A 16,016-nucleotide genomic window follows, 5' to 3' on the forward strand; every position below is an offset into this window, starting at 1 on the left:
CCCGAAAGGACGAACCATGAATGCCAGGGCACAGAAAATTCCAGGGCCGGATCACCCGATTACCGTTGCGCACAATCCGGCGCGGGTGGTGGTGAAGCTCGGCGGCAAGGTGATCGCCGACAGCATCAATTCGCTCACCTTGCGCGAGTCCTCCTATCCGCCGGTCCATTATATCCCGCGCAAGGATGTGGATATGTCGCTCCTTGAGCGGACCGACCACCAGAGCTACTGCCCGTATAAGGGAGAGGCTTCCTATTTCAGCGTTCCGGCTGGCGGCGAACGTTCTAGGAATGCCGTCTGGTCCTACGAAAACCCTTACGAAGCCGTCTCCGGGATCAAGGAACACGTCGCCTTCTATCCCGACCGGGTCGATTCCATCGAGGAGCTTGGCACCCCTGAAGCGGGTCAGTTCTGACAGGCGGACGGGCGGCCGAGCGTGTGCTCGCCGCCCTTCTGAGCTTTGCGGGTGAAAACCCTGGAGGGCTAAGAAAAAGCCGGTGCCCTTGTCGGCTTTGCTTTCCCTCCCACGTCCTTGGGGTGTTGACCCAACCAAGGAGGAAAATCATGCCCTATGTCGACGGGTTTATTCTTGCCGTGCCCAAAGCCAATCTTGAACGCTACAAGGACATGGCGCGCCTTGCCGGCACCGTGTGGATGGAAAACGGCGCGTTGTCCTATGTGGAATGCTTGGGCGACGACGTGCCCTACGGAGAGCTCACCTCCTTCCCGCGGGCGGTGCAGGCCAAGGAGGACGAGATCGTCATCTTCTCCTGGATCACCTATGAAAGCCGGGCCCGCCGGGACGAGATCAATGCGAGGGTGATGAAGGACGAGCGGTTCTCCGGAAACGAGTGGACGCAGGTCTTTGACGGCAAACGGATGATCTTCGGCGGCTTCGAGCCCTTCCTGACATTGTAGCCCGCCGGTGATAGGAGTGCTGTCTCCCTGCCGGCGCTTCTATTTCTGCTGCCGGCGCCTTCGCCGATAAAGGACCTCCATGCCCCAGACCGTGATTTCGATCTCCACCAGCGGCCAGGGGCTCTATGAATTCACCGACGCGGCGCAGGACTTTTTGCGCCGCGCGCAGGTGGGTGAGGGGCTGCTCACCGTGTTCGTGCGCCATACGTCCTGCTCCCTGATCATCCAGGAAAATGCCGATCCGGATGTTCGCCGCGACCTGAAGACCTTCTTCTCCCGTCTGGTGCCGCCGACCACCGATCCTGACATGCGCTGGGTCACCCACACTACAGAGGGTCCCGACGACATGCCGGCGCATATCAAGGCGGCGCTGACCGCCGTTTCGCTCGGCATTCCCGTCAGGGACGGACGGTTGGCGCTTGGCACCTGGCAGGGCATCTACCTGTTCGAACATCGCGACCACCCGCATGTCCGCCAGGTCGTGCTGCATCTTTCGCCGTGACCTTTTGGCTAGGAGCGACAGATGAATACCGGCTGAATGACCGGTTAGGATGTTGTTCAGACCCCTTGGGCTAGGGTCGCGCCAATCGCTCGGAAAGGCGAGAGCAACAACCTTTGGGGCCGCAGAACCTGGCCCGGATTTCGGAGAACATTCTATGACCAGCATGATCATCAAGGCCGGCGTCGCCGCCCTCATCGCGCTCACCGGCCTTTCCGCAACGGCCCCGACGGCTGCTGCCGCCGGCTCGGACTTCGCCATCCAGGTGCAGTATCGCGACCGTGATCGCGATTGGCGTCCGGATCGCGGCGGTGATCGTGACTGGCGTCCGGATCGCGGCCCCCGCGGCTGCTCTCCCTGGCTGGCAGAAGAAAAGGCAAGCCGGATGGGTCTCCGCCGCGCCCGCGTCGTGGATGCCGGCCGCCGTGTTGTGATCGTTGCCGGTTTCGGCCGCCGCGGTCCCGACCGCATCGTGTTCGCCAACGAGCGCGGCTGCCCGGTCATTCGTCGCTAGGCTTCATCCCAAAGAACCCTTCCGTCTCCATCGCCCGTTGACGGAGGACAAGCGCCCCCACCAGGTCTGACGATCTGGTGGGGGCGTTTTATTTTTTGCCTTATCTGCGGGCGAGGGAGGGCCGGGCGCCATTGGGGAGGGCGTCCGGCTCTGTTCGACAACCCGTAATTACTGCTCGAGAGCAAAGGTGACGTTGACGGTCACCGTATAGGTGTTTTCGCCGCCGGCGACCGGAACCGCTTCGGCGGCCATGTCCTTGGCCATCGCCATGCGCATCATCTGCTGCGGTACGGGGCGCATGGAGTTCTCGCTGATTTCCAGGATACGGCCGAGCTTGACGCCGGCCGCGTCCGTCAGCGTCCTTGCCTTGGCGAGCGCCTCGGCGACCGCTTTCTTGCGCGCCTCGGTCATCACGTCGTCGGGCTTGTCGTTGGTGAAGGTGATCTGACCGCCCTGGTTGACGCCAAGCTTCACCGAACGGTCGATGAGACCGCCGAGTTTCTGAAGATCGCGGACCTTGAGGGTGAGCGTGTTCGACACCTCATAGCCGATCACCTGCGGCGGCTCGATGACGCCACCCTTCGGGTCGGGATGGCGATATTGCGGATAAATCGAGAAATTGCTGGTCTGAATATCGCGATCGGCGATGCCGTCGCTCTTCAGGGCCGAAAGCACATCCTTCATGGCGGCGCTGCTGGCCGAAAGTGCGGCTTCCGCGGTCTTGCCGTTGCGAACCACCGAGAGCGTCAGGACGGCCATGTCGGGCGCCACCGAGGCCTGGCCCTCGCCGAGCACATTGATGACCGGTTCGCGGGGGCGGATATCCTGGGCCAGGACCTGGCCCGCGGAAGAGACGGCGACCGCACCGGCAAATGCGGCTGCAAGGACGAGACGTGACGACGAAAGCGCAACGCGCATGGATGTTCTCTCCGATCTGTCGGGGCGAAGGGGAATGCTGTTCCCGGACCCGCCCGTCATGTTCCGTCTGCCGCGCGAACCCGCCGAAACGGGAATCGGCTCGGCCTGTTCGCGCCAGACGAGCCTACCTGCCGGTTGATTGTGAAGCTATTGCGGCAACGGCTTGTAGCATCTCGTGAATTGCGTTAGAGCGGACCTCGAGGTGACGGCGGACCATTGCGCCCCACCTCTGCCGGATCGGCGGGCCTGTAGCTCAATGGTTAGAGCCGGCGGCTCATAACCGCTTGGTTGGGGGTTCGAGTCCCTCCGGGCCCACCAATCGCCGTAAGTTATTGATTTTAAACGAAAATTTTCAAGGCATTTTTCCGCCGTACACGGCGAAATACACCGCCACGTACACATTTCGAGCCGGTTTGAGAGGCGCGGAATGTATCTATGGAAACGAGAAAACGGATTCACTTTTCAACAAAGGATTCCGGTTAGCGTCGAGTCGCAATTGGGGAAATCGCCGATCCGTGTGAATTTGGGGCCTCTTCCTGCCGCTGCGGCACGGAAACGGGCGATTATTCTTTCGGGTGCGGCCATGCAGTTGATGGACGATCCGACGATGAATAGAGAAACCCTTGTTCACAGCCTCAAAGCTCTAAACGCCGAGCTTCAGGAATTGCATCGACGCCATTTCCCACTTGGCTTGAGGATCACCACCGCGATTCAGGAAGCTGACGAGCTAGAATCTGAAGGTGAAATTGAAGCGGCCCGCGTTTACCGGCGGAAAGCAAAAGAACTGGCTGACGAAAAAGCGTCAATTAAAGATTTCAAGCAAAGACTTCAGACGATTGCTGATGCGCTTTCAAAGGATTCCGTGGCATGGGAGGCGGAGCGCGACACCTTTCAGTCTGTCGTTCGCACTCTCGGTTCTTTGGGTGCACAGGTTCAATCGCCCCAAATTCAACCTATCCAGCAGCGCCAGCCTCAACCTTTCGAACATCGGGATGAAAGAACTGTAACCGCTTCCACCAAACTGAGCGTAGCAGGTCGTGTCATCCTCGATGCTCGAAAAGATGCGCTGGACAAGGGAAACAAGGACAAGGTGCACTATGAGGAGCGGCTTGAAAACACGTTCGCGGCATTCCTGAATGTGGTCGGCGATCATCCCCTCAGCTACTATTTGCCTATACATTTGCAAGACTTTGCGACGGCTATGGCAAAGGTTCCCACAAATCGGACGAAGTACCCGATTTTCGCCGGGCTGAATCTCAAGCAGATCGGCGCAAAGAATGACAAATTGCCTGACGAAAAGCGGATAAAAAGCCTGTCTCAAACGACGGTCAAAGAACACGTGGCCCAAATCAAACTTATTTGGGAAAAAGCGACGGCTGGTGTCTCCGGAATTCGTGACATCCGGTCATTCAAGGTGACAATGCCTGCCGCTGCAGCGCCTGCCATTGATCGGGAAGGTCTGCCTCCGACGTCCCTAAACATATGGCTCGCAGATAGCGTCACTCCTAAGATGATGCGAAAGCCGCATAAAGCTTGGTTGCCTCTTGTTGGTTTTCTGACAGGGATGCGGCTTTCTGAAATCGTCTATTTGCAATCATCTGACATTGTAACCATTGAGGGGAACGAGGTTTTTGACTTACGGCTTCCATTGATCATCAATGGAAAGGAGGTTGACAGGCCCCTCAAGACGAAAACGTCTGTCCGCATTGTTGCAATCCATCCATTACTTCGTGATTGCGGTTTCATTGATTTTGCAAAGAAACAGCGGGGCCGGGGTGGGTTTGTTTTCCCTCACTATCATGGGGCTAAAGACCCTGCTGACGCTGCCCAGAAACAGATGGGGAATTGGATGGTGGCGCTCGGTATTCACGAGACGCAGCGGCAAGTGTTCCATTCACTGCGCCACAACGCGAAAAGCTGGTTCCAGATTAACGTTGGTGACCGCATCGCCGACCGGCAATGCGGTCACGCAGCCGCGTCCGTGGGGGCAAAGTATGGCTTTAAACCGCTGCAACCGGAAGAGGTTCAGAGGATAATGGCAATCCCAACCCCTCGCGGTGTCGATTTCTCACCATTCATCGAATGGCGACGTCAGACGGAATAGTCGCTACTCCGCCCGCTCGCGCTCAACCAGAGCAATGTAGCCAAGGAATTCGCCGTCCTCGGCAAGCTCCTTGGCATTATCTGGGGCGAATTCGTCGTCTGACTTGTAGACGCTGAAGTACCAACGGCGACCAGCCTCAACGCTGTTGCGCCAATCGCATTCCGCCACGTCGAAATATTCGTAGTCGGTTCCGCCGATCTCACCGACTTTTCCAACAGCGACTTGAATGCTTTCGGCAGAAACCCAAACGTTTCCGCTGTTCTGGCAAATTAGATAAATCATAGTTTTTCCTCTGCTTTCGCGTTGAGTTGAGATAACGGCACGCAATCGACAACCAATTGCGCTGGTATGAGCCGCATCACTGCGTTTGCAGAGAAAGCGTCGGTCCGTGGCTCCCTGGGCCGACAAAATATATTTAAGAGCCGCGCAGAGCACGTCAAGGCAGCGTCCTGTCGAAGGCTCGGATACCGTCTCGCTGGATTTCCTTTTTCAGGTCCGCCGCCGCTCCGGGCAATCGGGACCGACGCACAAGGCGTTTTTCAGCGCATCCGTGGCGCTGGATGTAAATCGCAGCATAGTACCAGATCGTGCCGCCATTCGCGTCCTGCTGATGGACTTCCAGCACCTCGATATTAACCGTGGGGCCCTTAATTCTGGTTATCGTCTGGCGCATCGAAAACTCCGCTTTCCAATTGAATTTATTGAGGAAAATATATCAGAAAACAGGATTCTTGAGAATCCTTCGCTGAGATTTGATGTCGTTGATGGGATACTGTTCGTTAACTGGAGTGTTCGGATTTTATTGAATTTTGGAAGGGATCGTTGCCCTGGTTTCAACGGCAGGCAGGGGTTGACGGCCAGCGCGGCGGCATAGGCTCTTTCCCGCCTTGGCCAGAATGGGCATGGCGGTGCCCGAAGGGCATAAGAGCCGCCGGGATGGCCGTCACTGAGCGAAAAGGTTCCATGTCTAATTACTCTCCGTTCCGCTACGCGGATCGGATCGAGGCACGCGGCTCGATCCGAAGGGTCAGAGAAAATCGACGTGGAAAGGAGCGAGATACCCCTGCCGGATTTCCAGTGTCTCACGGCCACTTACGAAAATGTCAACATTTACAAAATGATGGAAATTCTCTGGTCTAAGGAAATCGTTGACAAGGGCTCAGGTTCAGGTGACGCTTTTGCATCGAAAACTTGGAAATCATTATGTCTCAGCCTCAATGTTTTGAAAGTCATCTGGACCGAATCATTCATGAAATGCCGCGTATCCCGACGTTTTCGGGATTTGAGGTGATAGCCTCGCTTATGAGGAAAATCGAAGATTACGAAACGCTCGATGCGAGCGCCGCAGAGCAGGTTTTTATGGCTTTGATGGATGCATATTCGGCAGGCAAAGTGTCGGGGCTGCGGCAGAGGATTTGACAGAGGGCTTGACCTGATCGCGCCCGCGTCTGACCATTAAAAAACCGCCATCAACGGGTTGGCCCCCTCCGGCGGTTTTTCTTAGGGAATGTTCGATAATGATGAACGATCTTGAAGTTGTTGTAAAGCCGCCGTTGACGGCTGCGTGACCGGCGGGCTGGCAAATAGCCCAGCCCAGAACCTTCAGTCCTCCTATTTTCTAAAAACAAATGTTGACATTAATTCGGGACCGCTTGGCAGGCCGAGTATAGGCGCGCGGTCTGTAGACCGTTCAAACGGGATGTCAGGATTTGAAAGTCGTTATGAGGAGGCCCAGCGCCGTAAACGCGAGGCACGGGAAAAGCGCACCCTCGATAACGGTGAATTCAATGAATTTGCTTTGGCAGCAAGTGAGCAGAAACATCTCGTCAGGAAGCGCCTTGAAGAAGGCTTTGAGCATCGGTTTGAACGGGAGGTTGGCGGTCGTGTGCGTCGGCCTTTCCGGGAGATGGGGCTGCGATCTGAGGATGACGCTGTGCTAAAGTATTTCGTCACGCTGGTGCCGAGAGGCGGAAAAGCTCGGGCTTCCGACGATAAGGCGAATCTGGCCGTTCAATGCAAATCGAAGCTGCTGACGTTGGATTACCCGTACATCGAACTGAACCGCGAATTCCTGGCGGCGCTGAGAGTCGACTGCGACGGCGTTTTCCAGACGGCAGAGGCATGCCTTTTCCTTCTCACTGAGGCGGTTCGCGATGGGCGCATTCCATGCCTGCCCCACATCGTTGTCGGCGACCTGCTCGACAACGGGCAACTCTCAAGGCCACATTTAATCTGGATGTTACCCCAGGGCGCGGCTGTGTGGCGAAGTGAGGACAATAGATGCCGCCAGCAACCCATCCGGCTCTTCGACGCCGTTACTCGTGGGCTTGCTGCCGCTCTGATAGACATCGGTGCCGACCCTGCTGCGCCAACCATGACGGGGCGCATGAAATGTCCCACATCGCCGTTTTGGCTTACATTGACCCCAAACGCCGAAGTCTGGCCGACGTTGACGGAATATGCTGATTATGTGGACACAGGGATCAGCCGTGCCGCTTTGGCGCGCAAGGCATCTGTAATTCAGTCAGGTCTCGGCCTTACCGCATCAAATCAGATTTTCGACGTTCTGCGGACAGAAGGCCGGAGGCTGTTGGCTGAATGGCATTTTCGTGCAGATAGCCGAATGAAGGGCAGCAGGGCGGTCCTCGCCGATCATCTCCATGAGGCACTTGCCGCGTTCGCGAAGGACAGCGGCTCCTCAGAAGAGGGCGTAAGCTATGTCATGGCAAAGGTGGCGGATTACCTGGCCTCGCATTTTGACCCTGCGAAGCTGAAAGGCAAGACCGTGAACCGTGGCAAGCTCCTCGACGTCGTGGACGGCCTTCAGACCGTCACAGAGCGACAGGCGGCGGGTGGACGGTACTCAGGCAAGGCGAAAGGTGTTTCGACATTCGAAAAGCTTTTGGCCGCTTACCGACGGCTTCAGGTCAGCGGTACGCTGATCACACAAACCGCTTTGGCGAAGGCGAGCGGCATATCTCGCCGTACAGTCATTAGTCGATGGGCTGAGATTGTGACTGCAGAAGCATGCAACCTCGAGAGGTGTGAAAATAAGTGTATAGATAAAAAGGTTTCGGGCACCACGGCCCCCGCTGAATACCCGGTGATCGCGGCCAATCCATTAAACGAAACCAGAATACAATATCAGGCAGCGAACCAAATTCAGCGAAACCTTTTGGAAGTCGGACCAGTTGGCGACGCTCATAAATGGGCGATGAAAGCAAACAAGGCGAACGTATCATTGATTGCGGGTGAACGGATACGTCGTCATGCGGGTGCGTTTGGGCAGAAGCAGACGATCAAGCCAGTGATCGACGACCTGGCAGCGGTCTACGGCGTCACGCTGACGGAAGCCGAGGCGCTACAAGCTGCCAATTCGGCAACGGATGTCATGCGGGCCATTGAACAGATTTGTGAAGGGCGTTGGTTGTCGGATGCCGAGTTGGCAGCGATGCGCCCGATGGCTGCATAGCTCCAATCTGGCAATCATGCCGGGCCAGCATGAAGAAAATAGATCGCAACCCCGGCGATGAAGGGGGCTACCGGCAGGTTCTGGATGAAGTCGTCCTCTCTGGAAAGAGGTCCCTGGCAAGGTCCGGCTGAAGGCCCCTCCATGGAATGGCCGACGCCTTCGAAGAATGCGTTAGTCGGTCACTACATCTTTGATTCCGGTACCAAAATTTGCTTCCCGCCCATGGTTTTTGCTCTCAGACTTGAAGGAGTATTTTCCTATCTCTGGAGCAAATCGATGAAAGAATACGAACGTGATGTGACCGTTGTCGGAGGCGCTATTCGAATTCCTGCACGGCTCAAGGTCATTCGCTTGCCTCGATCATGGTATGGCGTGGTCTGGTCCGACGACTTGGATTACGCTTCGTTCTCGCAAGACGCGACCGAAGTAAACGGCGGCATTGCTGACATGTCCGACAAACAGTTCCTCGCCCGCGTGCAACTCGTTGCGGCTTCGAAGGGCGGCGTCAATTTCGAGTATGCGCCGGAACCCTCGACATCTGATGATGATAAGCATTCCTTAGATGGGCTGCAGGCAGTCGATCACCAAATCCGTTGTATTGTCGACCTCGACATGCACCATATCGCCGTTGCCTCGGAACTCTATATGACGATGTGCGATGACGATCCGACGCTGGCCAGGACGTGGATGGAACTTGATGCCGACGAACGGAGCGAGTGGACAGCCGAGCATAAGCTACGACGAATCACGATGCTCTCCCGAGCTTTTAAGGTGCTTAGGAGCCATCCGCGATACGGATATGTCGCTACGTGGTTGCGGGGATGGGGCGATGAAGCTTGCGCCTTGAAACAACACGTCGCTCTCCAACTGGGCGGAGACTGGGCGAAGGTCGAGGGCCTGCTTAACGCCGAGCTGGATCGCCGACGCGTGGGCTGAGGCCGATCATGGGCTATCAGTTCGTTCATTTGGAATCATTTTCCCGAAAGGCCGACGCCCAGGGGCGGGGCACAGATTTTATTTTTGCCGAGGCGTCCCGCAAACCTGACGCCTCAGTCCATGTCTCGAATCCGTCGCCACCTGTCTTGGTGCACGGTGTCGGCGTCGAGGCGGTCCAGGAAATGCACGACTTGGCTGTCACATCCGCCACGGTCGAGGTGAAGGGAGGTAAATCGCGAAAAATACGACAGGATCAAAAAACGGTGCATACGGTGGTCGCCTCGCATCCCTACACTATGGACGAGATCAGAGCCGATCCCGCAAAGCGCCGAGAAGCTGAAGAGTGGGAGCGTCGGACGGTTGCGTGGTTGAGGGATCAATATGGCGACGACCTGAAAAGCGTGATTAGGCACGAAGACGAAAGCCACTGGCACATTCATGCCTATATCCTGCCGCTATCCGATCCTGCTCTTAAAGCAGCTAGATATCATCCGGGGATGACTGCCAAACGTGCCGTTATGGATGCCGGTCCCATTGCTGGGGAGGACCAAAAGGCGCTCGGGAAGCGGGCTGACGCCCAATACAAAACTGCCATGAGGCAGTGGCAGGACTCTTATCACGAAGCAGTCGCCATTCCATCTGGCCTTACCCGTCTCGGCCCTCAGCGCCGCCGCCTATCAAGGGACGAATGGCAGCGTGAGCAAGTCCAAGCCAAAGCCCTGCAACAGGTCGTCCAGCGCGCCCGGAAGGTAAAATCGGACGGTGAGGCTTTTATCGGTCGCACGAAAGCGGACGCCGCCAAGATCGCCGCCGACGCTGCCAGCCGACAGGAGGCGGCACGCAAGGCCGCTGCCGTAGCTCTGGCCGCGCAGGATCGCGCACGGCAGGAGCAAGAGCACGTGCGGGCCTCAATGGTCGATGCCGAAAAATATAGCGGTTGGGCCGGTCGCATCCGGGCGATGTGGGATGGCCTCCGAAAGTCAAAACTGGCTGAACGAATCCGCTCCGAGTTAAGCGGCGAAATCGACCGTTGGCACGACAAGGCAACGGACGCCGAGCGCAGACAACTCGAAGCTGAACGCCAACGGTACGAGGCCGAGAGGAAAGCCCGTGAAGCGCAGGATGCGGCCTTTAAGGCGGGCATCGAGCGTGATCGTTTGCGGTCCATCCTGACGTCTGTGAACGATCCTGACACACCGGAGCTATCGCCCGGCCCGAAACTCGTGCTGAAACCTGATTTCAAGAAAAAGGAAAAGTCATGATACTGAAAGCCATCTCAGTTGCCTCCGTCCTGTTGGTAACCGATGCCACTGCTGGCGAAATCATTTGGCGGTCTCCAACGAGCGGCACGCTGACCGCCGTTTCTGATCCTGTGCCCCCGCTGGAACCGGAGCAACCTGCTTTCGAAATTCGTTACGAGCCCATCCAGGTTGGCGCTGGTACGTCTATCAGCGTCATGCCGATTGGCGATATCAGCGGATACACATTCGCGGCGCGAAATCCACTGCCTCCCGGTCTGGCACTCGATACCGGAACCGGTAAAATTGTAGGTCTTGCAGCGGTCGCAGGTGTCTATGACATCATTATACGGGCGGCAAAGGACGGTTCTTCTTCTGACTTGATGTTGTGGATAACCATTTCCTGAAACGCTCTGTGGCTCAGAGCGCAATGGTGCAGGGGACGAAGGGAGCCGTCCCCTGCATCTTCCAAGAACTAACGGGCATTTATAGCCTGGCGCACTTTCTTTAGCATTTGCTTCTGCCACGCTTCTCTTCGCCAGAAAGGCACACCCGGCAAGCTATCTTCGGCCGGATCGTACGTTCCCCAAGCTGCTATTGGTTCGCCGGTTCGCGTCAAAACCGCCTCGGTAATCGCTTCGGGCTTTATCCATCCAAAGAATATGTACCATGTTCTCGCCGCATCGCCTCCCGCCTGTTCAAGCCGATGTCGTGTGAAAGCGGTCACTCGGCCTTCAGCCCACTCATCCCACTGCCAGAGGGGCGGACCATCTGGGACTTCAACGGTCAAGCGAACCGCCTTTTTATCGACGACGCTTCCTTCCAGTCCGTGTCCATCGGGCGCTGGGTTCGAGGTCAACCACACGCCGATTTTCCCCGTCTGGCGTTCGAGACAAGTCGGGACGTCACCGACAGTCAGGCCATGGCGATGGATGCCATTCAAATGGGCAAGTGATGTAAAATGGAAAAGCTTCATGACGATCCTGTTTCTGGAATTGATCGATTTTGGTTACGCCGAGCCTCGTAAAAGCGTCATGCCAAGGACAGCGGTAATGAATGTGAGGCACAAGGCTCAATCAGAGCGTGTCGATGCTACGATTTGCTCAGTTTTCAAGCTCGCTACATCCACTTTCACATGACGGACGCGACGGATTTTCATCGTCGGCAACATGGACGCAACCTGCAAGGCAAGGTCGCGGTCGGCCTCCGAAATCTCCGCCCACAACCGCGTGACCCGTGATATGAGGCCGGGCAGCTCCTCGATCTCCGGCGTCTTCCAGACGTTCGCGCCGATTTCCTTCGATCTGATACCAGACATATAGACATACTCCGTCGTTATGACGCCACGGTACCTCCGTGTAGCGTCAGCTAAGTTTCTCGAATTGTTGGGATGGGTTAAGCGAGCCTAAAGGCCGCAAATTTCAAGCTTTGCCAACTGTGCAAGCGATGGCAAAGGCATCTGTTGGTATTTGCGGGCGAACGCATCCTGCCCGCGCCGGTCAACCAACTGGTCCTGGACGGCTGCGAAGAACTTCACCGTCAAACCAGTCGGCAGCGTTATTGCCCGCAAGCCACGAATTGTGTTCGTAGCCGTATCGACAAGATGGATGTCGAAGCAAAATCGCTGCCTGTCATTGGTCACGTTGGGCAGGTTACGCCGCCCTGGAGCGATCAGGCGGGCGTCGAATGGGCATTCGAAAATGAGTTTGTCGCCGAACTGAAACAGCCACAAGATCAAAGGACCATCTTGGATCAGCCCGGCTTTCAGCCTGCCTTTCCTGATCTGCGTTTCTTCGGTCCTGGTGATGTTCGGCATGCAGACTTGCAGGAAATCATGACCGTCCATAAGAAATTGGGTTGACGCTCCCTCTCGGGTTGCAACCGGATAGGGATACTGTCCTCCACGGCTCAATGCCATAAAGTGCTGATTCATTTCATCTTCCTTCTGTTGTTGCTGGCCAGGTGTAAAAACAGGGTGCCGCTCTCCACCGAGACTTTCGGCCATCCCTTCAAACTGCAATCGCCGCACCTCGCCGACCCGACGCTCTTCGCATCCATCACTGTGAATGGCTCGCGGTCAGTCACGGCTTGCTGCCAGTTTTCTAAAACCTGCCTTCTGACGATGCTCGGGATGATACAAAGACTGCATCGCTTGTACCGGCTCCGGTAAATCGAGAACCGAGTGACGATCTTGCTCCTGGCAAGATCGAAGTCAGGTCGCAGCGCTGCCATCAGATCGCGCCTTTCAGCAGTCGCAGCACTTGGGTGATTTCGGCAGGTTGCGCAGCGCCAGCCATTGACCGCACCAGTGCCCCGATCTCGGAAGCGGGGATCGGCGTGAATGGAATTTTCGGCTGTGTCGTCTCCGCCTCAGACATGAGGTAGATTGAGCCGTTTGCAGCCGTGATACGGATGTCCGCCTTTTCGTAACGGAAAACGTTCTCTCGTCGCTTCGGTTTCCAACTGGTGAAAGCCGCAATCGCGTCACCAGTGTCGAGCATCGAATTCTGGATCACCTCCGCAGAGATGTAGATTGTAATTACCATGCCCAAGCTCCTTTTCGTTGTGGACGACGAATAGGTAGGATGGGAAAATCATTCCGTCAATAGCCATTTTTCGCAAAGGAATTCTACTAAAAATTCAAAATCAATGATTTTCTTCCAAATTCCTTTGACGCAGTCGAATTTTCGAGAGAACTCCTTGCCACGAATAGTCGGCAGGTCTCCGACCAAGGAATTCTCGGAAAAATCCCGTCAATTTGGCTCAGGAATTCCTAGGTCACCGTCGCTTTTTCGCGATAATTCCTTGTCACGTTTTACTTCTTCGGCTTCGCGGCGCTTGCGTTCCTCCCACAAAATGGCGCGAGTCTGAAACGCTTGGACAATGTCGCTGTCACGATCTGCGAGGCACTGGCGAAGATCGCTGGGGTCGGTTGCGTATGCCTCATCGAGATATTTGTGCGTCTCGACGGGTGTAAGTAGCTTAATCGCTGCGAAGGCATCGGCCCGCCAATATGGCAATGCGAGGTCGTACATGAGCTGGCCGATGTATGGCTTGTGGCCCCAAAGTTGATAGCGTTCTGGAAAAAACCTGCGCTCTGGATCGGCTTCCCACGCCTCCTGAAGCTCTACCTTGCGACTGAGCTTGATACCGCGCTCATTCAGCATACGCGTCCACTGCTCGAAACTGTAGCCGTCGCAGTAGTCATCGTTATCTGGCGCGGGCGTATAGTCGTTCCTTGGATCGGGCGTCCAATCACGCTCTGGGTTAGGGTCGGGCCAATCGATATACGAGCGCCGAAATGTGGCCAGAATCGATTCCTGCATGGCCAGGATCGCCAGCAGAAGCACCAGCATGAGGCGCTGGCGGCGTCTTCGAGCCTCTTCAATCTGGCGGCGCAGGCGCTCGATCCGCCGTCGATAATCGTCTTCGCGCTGCCGTCGTTCGCGGCGGCGACGTTCTTCTTGCGCTTTTCTTTTGACCTTTTGGGCGGGCGTGAGCTGGTGTTGTTGCATGGCGATCTCCCTTGAGAGGAAGGTCGCCCCCGGCGTTGCATAAGACCAACTAAGAAAAGACAGCGCACACAATGGGAGTTGAGGGCGGAAATTTCCCTGGAGAGCAAATTCATCTGATGCCTGACCGGTCACAGCCTCCATCGCGTCAAGGCCGCCTCCGCCGCGACAGGGTCAGTTTTGATCCGCAGAATTGTCTGCCTCGACAATCCTGTCTCGCGGGCGATGAAGGACGCCCCAGAACCAGTCGACAGCATCTCCTGGACCATTTCAAATTTGACACGGGTGTAACTCGGTTTTTTGCCGGGGTACTTGCGGCTATCGGATTTCGCCGCCGCGATACCGGCCTTCTGCGCTTCCTTCGTCACCTCTGCTTGAGCCTGGGCCATCGCAGCCATGAACGAAATGAGCGAATCGCGCACCGCCTGTTGCATGGGGTCCGAAGTCGCGCCGTCGAATGTCATGCCATTTATCACTGTTCGGATGATGACGCCCTGGCGGATGAAGTGGCGGATCGCATCGGTTACGTCCCGGTAATTGCGGCCGAGGCGGTCAACCCACCGGACGACGAGGGTATCGCCTGCCCGAAGCCTGTCGAAGAGCCGCCTTCCTTGCGGACGCTCGGAAAGACTCGTGCTGACGCCTGATACCCCATGGTCGGCAATGATTTCATCAATAACGAAACCGGCTGCTTGAGCTTGGGCAAGCTGGTGATCTAGGTTTTGATCTGCAGTGGAAACGCGAGCGTAGAAAATGACTGGCATGGGACCCCGAACTGTCCGATTGGGCAATGTTCGGAGACTGGGGTGTCCGGATGCAAGGAACAACCCTTGCGGACGCCATCTGGCAATCAATGGCAAGCGTCCGCGAGGGTATGCCCCTGCGGGCTGCAGCTTCAGTTTCCATCCACAGCTTACGGATTGAAGTGGATATCGAAACAGAGGCGGTCCAAGAGTGTGACCAAGCGAAATCTCATCACTTGGCAACGGAAAAGTGCTCCCGATGGTACCGCAGATGATCACGTGAGACGTTATGCCATTTTCTCACGGTCAGGCGGCCTTCGATGCCGTTCAGGGTGTGATCGTCATTGATGGTGAATACGCCGAAATCGAACATGACGTGATGGTTCGGGCAAAGACAAAGGATGTTCGCTGATACGTCAGGGCCGTTGTGTGGTAGGCCTAGGGGTCGGATGTGGGCAGCTTCAGCGTACCGGCCAGCGGAAGTTTCGATAAAGTCTCCGCAAACTTGGCAGCGATAGCGGTACCTCCTTTTGAGTTCTTTGGCTTGCCTGGTGTCTCTGATTATACGTTGGGTTAAGATCGTTCTGCGACCGGGCGTCGGGTTTCCCCCGGCCACGCCATCTGCATCAGGGCCGACGCGTACTGAGAAGCTGTGCTGGTCGCCCATGAGAACCAACCTAAAGCGCCAAACTTGGAAGCCCGCTAAACCGCGTTCTGCCCAATGGCTCTCGACCCTGTAAAGGCCGTCATATCTGTATCCGGCGGATGGCGCAAAATCGCTGCCCAAATTTGCACCACGGATTACACGTACGGGTATGCCTTCAATCTCGTTTCGCACAAGCGCGAGATTACCTTTGCGCAGGTCCTGATCTTTGATTTGCTTTCCGGAACCATCTCGGCCGCCATGGCCCGTGTAGATTATCTCGTCGCCGAAATCGATATCATCTGCGTAGCCCCCCGAAATAACTATCGAGTCCGCGCCATCGTTCTCCGTTCCTGAGATTCCCCCCATCGTGGAGCGGTGAACCCTCTTCTGGTTCATTTCCTTGTAACTAGCGAATATGTCTCCGACCTTTACTCCGTCCGGGCATCCGAATTTTGATTCACTAGCCATGACGCCGCCTTCATATTCACCGCTCCGCCTGTGATACGGTTATTCAGT

General features: G+C 56.4%; 20 protein-coding genes and 1 tRNA gene. 12 read left to right on the top strand and 9 right to left on the bottom strand.

Annotated elements, in window-relative coordinates; all coding sequences use genetic code 11:
- Positions 1-16: 16 nt before the first annotated feature.
- The 4 genes from C5J24_RS02050 (at position 17) to C5J24_RS02065 (ending at position 1,931) form a co-directional block, all read left to right on the top strand.
- The gene (locus tag C5J24_RS02050; RefSeq protein WP_105415198.1) at positions 17-415 is read left to right on the top strand and encodes a DUF427 domain-containing protein; all 399 of its coding nucleotides are present in this window, start codon (positions 17-19) and stop codon (positions 413-415) included.
- Between the two features lie 149 nt (positions 416-564).
- Positions 565-918 carry a DUF1428 domain-containing protein gene (locus tag C5J24_RS02055; protein ID WP_046625741.1) on the top strand — a complete coding sequence of 118 codons (354 nt, stop codon included), beginning with the start codon at positions 565-567 and terminating at the stop codon, positions 916-918.
- A gap of 79 nt (positions 919-997) precedes the next feature.
- Entirely contained in the window at positions 998-1,420 is a 423-nt protein-coding gene (locus C5J24_RS02060) for a secondary thiamine-phosphate synthase enzyme YjbQ (protein ID WP_105415200.1), read from the top strand.
- A gap of 154 nt (positions 1,421-1,574) precedes the next feature.
- Positions 1,575-1,931, top strand: a complete 357-nt coding sequence (locus C5J24_RS02065) for a hypothetical protein (RefSeq protein ID WP_105415202.1) — start codon at positions 1,575-1,577, stop codon at positions 1,929-1,931.
- A 168-nt stretch (positions 1,932-2,099) separates the two neighbouring features.
- Here C5J24_RS02065 and C5J24_RS02070 read toward each other — a convergent pair whose 3' ends face one another.
- Positions 2,100-2,849, bottom strand: a complete 750-nt coding sequence (locus C5J24_RS02070; protein ID WP_105415204.1) for an SIMPL domain-containing protein — start codon at positions 2,847-2,849, stop codon at positions 2,100-2,102.
- Positions 2,850-3,091: 242 nt separating this feature from the next.
- Between C5J24_RS02070 and C5J24_RS02075 the strand changes: the two genes are divergently transcribed.
- Positions 3,092-3,167: transfer RNA gene (locus C5J24_RS02075), tRNA-Ile, on the top strand.
- Positions 3,168-3,276: 109 nt separating this feature from the next.
- A complete protein-coding gene (locus C5J24_RS02080; RefSeq protein WP_105415206.1) occupies positions 3,277-4,953 on the top strand; it encodes a hypothetical protein in 1,677 nt (558 codons plus the stop codon).
- A 3-nt stretch (positions 4,954-4,956) separates the two neighbouring features.
- Here C5J24_RS02080 and C5J24_RS02085 read toward each other — a convergent pair whose 3' ends face one another.
- A complete protein-coding gene (locus C5J24_RS02085; RefSeq protein ID WP_105415208.1) occupies positions 4,957-5,235 on the bottom strand; it encodes a hypothetical protein in 279 nt (92 codons plus the stop codon).
- A 106-nt stretch (positions 5,236-5,341) separates the two neighbouring features.
- On the opposite strand from C5J24_RS02085, the gene C5J24_RS31705 reads away from it, so the two are divergent.
- The 6 genes from C5J24_RS31705 (at position 5,342) to C5J24_RS02115 (ending at position 11,006) form a co-directional block, all read left to right on the top strand.
- The gene (locus tag C5J24_RS31705) at positions 5,342-5,827 is read left to right on the top strand and encodes a hypothetical protein (protein WP_172723815.1); all 486 of its coding nucleotides are present in this window, start codon (positions 5,342-5,344) and stop codon (positions 5,825-5,827) included.
- Positions 5,828-6,156: 329 nt separating this feature from the next.
- On the top strand, positions 6,157-6,372 hold the full coding sequence (locus C5J24_RS02095; protein WP_105415212.1) for a hypothetical protein: 216 nt from the start codon (positions 6,157-6,159) through the stop codon (positions 6,370-6,372).
- A 280-nt stretch (positions 6,373-6,652) separates the two neighbouring features.
- Entirely contained in the window at positions 6,653-8,425 is a 1,773-nt protein-coding gene (locus C5J24_RS02100) for a hypothetical protein (protein ID WP_172723816.1), read from the top strand.
- Between the two features lie 141 nt (positions 8,426-8,566).
- Positions 8,567-9,361 (top strand): hypothetical protein, encoded by a 795-nt coding sequence (locus C5J24_RS02105; RefSeq protein WP_172723817.1) that lies wholly within the window; start codon positions 8,567-8,569, stop codon positions 9,359-9,361.
- A gap of 8 nt (positions 9,362-9,369) precedes the next feature.
- Entirely contained in the window at positions 9,370-10,623 is a 1,254-nt protein-coding gene (locus C5J24_RS02110) for a hypothetical protein (protein WP_105415218.1), read from the top strand.
- A complete protein-coding gene (locus C5J24_RS02115; protein WP_105415220.1) occupies positions 10,620-11,006 on the top strand; it encodes a putative Ig domain-containing protein in 387 nt (128 codons plus the stop codon). The genes C5J24_RS02110 and C5J24_RS02115 overlap by 4 nt, the downstream gene beginning before the upstream one ends.
- 68 nt (positions 11,007-11,074) lie before the next feature.
- Here the strand turns inward: C5J24_RS02115 and C5J24_RS31710 are convergent, their stop codons facing one another.
- From C5J24_RS31710 to C5J24_RS02155, 7 genes are all read right to left on the bottom strand, one after another.
- Positions 11,075-11,575 carry a hypothetical protein gene (locus tag C5J24_RS31710; RefSeq protein WP_172723818.1) on the bottom strand — a complete coding sequence of 167 codons (501 nt, stop codon included), beginning with the start codon at positions 11,573-11,575 and terminating at the stop codon, positions 11,075-11,077.
- Between the two features lie 96 nt (positions 11,576-11,671).
- Positions 11,672-11,917 carry a hypothetical protein gene (locus C5J24_RS02125; RefSeq protein ID WP_105415224.1) on the bottom strand — a complete coding sequence of 82 codons (246 nt, stop codon included), beginning with the start codon at positions 11,915-11,917 and terminating at the stop codon, positions 11,672-11,674.
- Between the two features lie 87 nt (positions 11,918-12,004).
- Positions 12,005-12,619, bottom strand: coding sequence for a hypothetical protein (locus tag C5J24_RS02130; protein ID WP_172723819.1), 615 nt, complete (start codon positions 12,617-12,619; stop codon positions 12,005-12,007).
- 211 nt (positions 12,620-12,830) lie between these two features.
- Complete coding sequence (locus tag C5J24_RS02140; protein ID WP_172723820.1) at positions 12,831-13,151, bottom strand: hypothetical protein; 321 nt, start codon at positions 13,149-13,151, stop codon at positions 12,831-12,833.
- Between the two features lie 201 nt (positions 13,152-13,352).
- On the bottom strand, positions 13,353-14,255 hold the full coding sequence (locus tag C5J24_RS02145; protein WP_105415232.1) for a hypothetical protein: 903 nt from the start codon (positions 14,253-14,255) through the stop codon (positions 13,353-13,355).
- On the bottom strand, positions 14,243-14,875 hold the full coding sequence (locus C5J24_RS02150) for a recombinase family protein (RefSeq protein ID WP_105415234.1): 633 nt from the start codon (positions 14,873-14,875) through the stop codon (positions 14,243-14,245). The genes C5J24_RS02145 and C5J24_RS02150 overlap by 13 nt, the downstream gene beginning before the upstream one ends.
- Positions 14,876-15,086: 211 nt before the next feature.
- A complete protein-coding gene (locus C5J24_RS02155) occupies positions 15,087-15,968 on the bottom strand; it encodes a YDG/SRA domain-containing protein (protein WP_105415236.1) in 882 nt (293 codons plus the stop codon).
- Between the last annotated feature and the right edge of the window lie 48 nt (positions 15,969-16,016).

Source organism: Neorhizobium sp. T25_27, assembly GCF_002968565.1.
Classification (GTDB): domain Bacteria; phylum Pseudomonadota; class Alphaproteobacteria; order Rhizobiales; family Rhizobiaceae; genus Neorhizobium; species Neorhizobium tomejilense.

Bases quoted from the DNA above. Each gene is read 5' to 3' on its own strand.
- C5J24_RS02050 (WP_105415198.1), top strand. From the start codon at position 17: ATGAATGCCAGGGCACAGAAAATTCCAGGGCCGGATCACCCGATTACC.
- C5J24_RS02055 (WP_046625741.1), top strand. From the start codon at position 565: ATGCCCTATGTCGACGGGTTTATTCTTGCCGTGCCCAAAGCCAATCTT.
- C5J24_RS02060 (WP_105415200.1), top strand. From the start codon at position 998: ATGCCCCAGACCGTGATTTCGATCTCCACCAGCGGCCAGGGGCTCTAT.
- C5J24_RS02065 (WP_105415202.1), top strand. From the start codon at position 1,575: ATGACCAGCATGATCATCAAGGCCGGCGTCGCCGCCCTCATCGCGCTC.
- C5J24_RS02070 (WP_105415204.1), bottom strand. From the start codon at position 2,849: ATGCGCGTTGCGCTTTCGTCGTCACGTCTCGTCCTTGCAGCCGCATTT.
- C5J24_RS02080 (WP_105415206.1), top strand. From the start codon at position 3,277: ATGTATCTATGGAAACGAGAAAACGGATTCACTTTTCAACAAAGGATT.
- C5J24_RS02085 (WP_105415208.1), bottom strand. From the start codon at position 5,235: ATGATTTATCTAATTTGCCAGAACAGCGGAAACGTTTGGGTTTCTGCC.
- C5J24_RS02095 (WP_105415212.1), top strand. From the start codon at position 6,157: ATGTCTCAGCCTCAATGTTTTGAAAGTCATCTGGACCGAATCATTCAT.
- C5J24_RS02100 (WP_172723816.1), top strand. From the start codon at position 6,653: ATGTCAGGATTTGAAAGTCGTTATGAGGAGGCCCAGCGCCGTAAACGC.
- C5J24_RS02105 (WP_172723817.1), top strand. From the start codon at position 8,567: ATGGAATGGCCGACGCCTTCGAAGAATGCGTTAGTCGGTCACTACATC.
- C5J24_RS02110 (WP_105415218.1), top strand. From the start codon at position 9,370: ATGGGCTATCAGTTCGTTCATTTGGAATCATTTTCCCGAAAGGCCGAC.
- C5J24_RS02115 (WP_105415220.1), top strand. From the start codon at position 10,620: ATGATACTGAAAGCCATCTCAGTTGCCTCCGTCCTGTTGGTAACCGAT.
- C5J24_RS31710 (WP_172723818.1), bottom strand. From the start codon at position 11,575: ATGAAGCTTTTCCATTTTACATCACTTGCCCATTTGAATGGCATCCAT.
- C5J24_RS02125 (WP_105415224.1), bottom strand. From the start codon at position 11,917: ATGTCTGGTATCAGATCGAAGGAAATCGGCGCGAACGTCTGGAAGACG.
- C5J24_RS02145 (WP_105415232.1), bottom strand. From the start codon at position 14,255: ATGGAGGCTGTGACCGGTCAGGCATCAGATGAATTTGCTCTCCAGGGA.
- C5J24_RS02150 (WP_105415234.1), bottom strand. From the start codon at position 14,875: ATGCCAGTCATTTTCTACGCTCGCGTTTCCACTGCAGATCAAAACCTA.
- C5J24_RS02155 (WP_105415236.1), bottom strand. From the start codon at position 15,968: ATGGCTAGTGAATCAAAATTCGGATGCCCGGACGGAGTAAAGGTCGGA.